Origin of the sequence: Acinetobacter sp. 1566109, from assembly GCF_000582255.1 — a bacterium.
In the GTDB taxonomy this organism is placed as follows: Bacteria; Pseudomonadota; Gammaproteobacteria; order Pseudomonadales; family Moraxellaceae; genus Acinetobacter; species Acinetobacter nosocomialis.
In genome coordinates this window covers 1-336 of sequence record NZ_JEYB01000258.1, presented here as the reverse complement: position 1 = coordinate 336, position 336 = coordinate 1, and the positions used below count along the sequence as shown (strand labels likewise).

Annotated in this window: 1 pseudogene; it reads right to left on the bottom strand. The window is 33.0% G+C overall.

The features are described 5' to 3' along the window. Window positions 1-10: 10 nt before the first annotated feature. Window positions 11-336 (bottom strand): annotated as a pseudogene (locus J582_RS25650) (DUF4184 family protein); the annotation flags it as partial.

Here is a 336-nt window from a genome sequence, read left to right as displayed (position 1 = left end):
TTATCTACTTTTTAATTTTATGACTTATTTTCCAGTGCTGTTTATGTTTTTGATAGTAATGAATACTCATCCAGCCTAAAAAAGGTAATGCTAGAGCAGAAGAACCGAGTTGAAGTAGTCGATGCAAAGGATAGGGACGACCAAAGAAATGAACCGTTTGGGATAAAAAATCTTGGAAGATAAAAGTTCGAAAGTCAGAATGAGTAAGACCATCCCAAATGAGATGAGTGGCAATACCGATAATGAGTGCAAATATAATTCCAATTAAAAAGTAGATAAAACGTTTAAAAGAGTCTAATTTCAAATCATGCTGAATACCAAAAAAACGGTTCTTCT